The 1,155-nt window shown below is 45.3% G+C and carries 2 protein-coding genes and 1 pseudogene; 2 read left to right on the forward strand and 1 reads right to left on the reverse strand.

Features of this window, described 5'->3' with window-relative positions; genetic code table 11:
* Window positions 1-206 (forward strand): annotated as a pseudogene (locus R7Z78_RS24565) (hypothetical protein); the annotation flags it as partial.
* On the opposite strand, the gene R7Z78_RS24570 reads toward R7Z78_RS24565, so the two are convergent.
* On the reverse strand, window positions 193-600 hold the full coding sequence (locus R7Z78_RS24570; protein WP_005499247.1) for a transcriptional regulator: 408 nt from the start codon (window positions 598-600) through the stop codon (window positions 193-195). The pseudogene R7Z78_RS24565 and the gene R7Z78_RS24570 sit on opposite strands and share 14 nt — an antisense overlap.
* 95 nt (window positions 601-695) lie before the next feature.
* On the opposite strand from R7Z78_RS24570, the gene R7Z78_RS24575 reads away from it, so the two are divergent.
* On the forward strand, window positions 696-1,155 hold a 460-nt coding region (locus tag R7Z78_RS24575), incomplete at its 3' end, for an aldo/keto reductase (protein WP_169643797.1).

Raw genomic sequence — 1,155 nt, forward strand, 5'->3', positions numbered from 1 at the left:
AATACGATGTCGCAGCGTCGCTTAAAAACAAATCTGCAGGAGAGGTCGACAAAGAAGTGGTGTTACTGATAAATCGCTACCCGCCAGAGATTGAGAGGTCTATGGTTTGGGTAAAAGCAGATGAGTTTACAGAGCCATCACCGCACGTAGTCATTACTTTACTCAGTGATGGCGAAATGATCGAGTTGCGACTTACTCGGCTTTAGTCTCTTTATGCAAAGCAAGAAATGTCGCCATGGCGGATTCATCTAAAAATCCGTCTGCCTTTTTATGTGCGCGCAGGTATTGGTACCCTGCAATGAGCTTTCGATGAAGCTCTTCTTTATCTTCTGTCAGCTCTTCATTCATCACGTGTTGGAAAGCCAATTTATAGGCATCCATATCCACCACTTCAGCTCGACGGTAGAGATAACCGCAACCCGTCGCTAACCATTCAAGAGAGCAGTTTGCCCGCATCGCAATCTGATTGGCTTTGGTTAGGCTAGGTTCGCTGCCTTTTAGGTACTTTCGGATGAGCGCTTCCGACACATCAACGCGTCGCGCAAATCCGCTGATGCTTTCTTCGCCAATCAAAGTGGCTAAACGTTGGGCAAAAGACATATTTCGTACTCCAGTTCGAATTGCGAAAGTTTACCCGTTGAGACGATGTGAAAACAAGACTAGGATGAATGCAGTTCAATTAAAGGAGAAAGCCCATGGTTGCAAAAGTTGTGACTGCACCAAATGGCCCTGAATTTTCAGAGCTAGTTCAAGGATATTGGCGTGCGGCAGATTGGGGAATGACGGCTCAAGAGCGTTTGTCATTTCTTAAGCAACATATTGAGTTAGGGATCACGACGGTCGATCACGCAGACATTTACGGTAACTACGAATGTGAAGCGTTGTTTGGTGAAGCGTTAGCTTTGGATAAAAGCGTACGCGACCAAATCCAGATCGTGACCAAATGTGACATTAATTTGTGTGGTGACAAAACACCTGAACGCAAAATTAATCACTACGACACAAGTTCGGCACACATTTACCAATCAGTGAACAACTCACTTGAGCGCTTAAATGTGGATGAAATCGATGTGCTATTGACCCATCGTCCAGATATATTGATGGATGCTGATGAAGTTGCGGAAGCATTCACGGAGCTGCACAAAGTCGGTAAAG

The sequence above is a fragment of the Vibrio sp. 1167 genome (assembly GCF_033340375.1).
Classification (GTDB): domain Bacteria; phylum Pseudomonadota; class Gammaproteobacteria; order Enterobacterales; family Vibrionaceae; genus Vibrio; species Vibrio alginolyticus.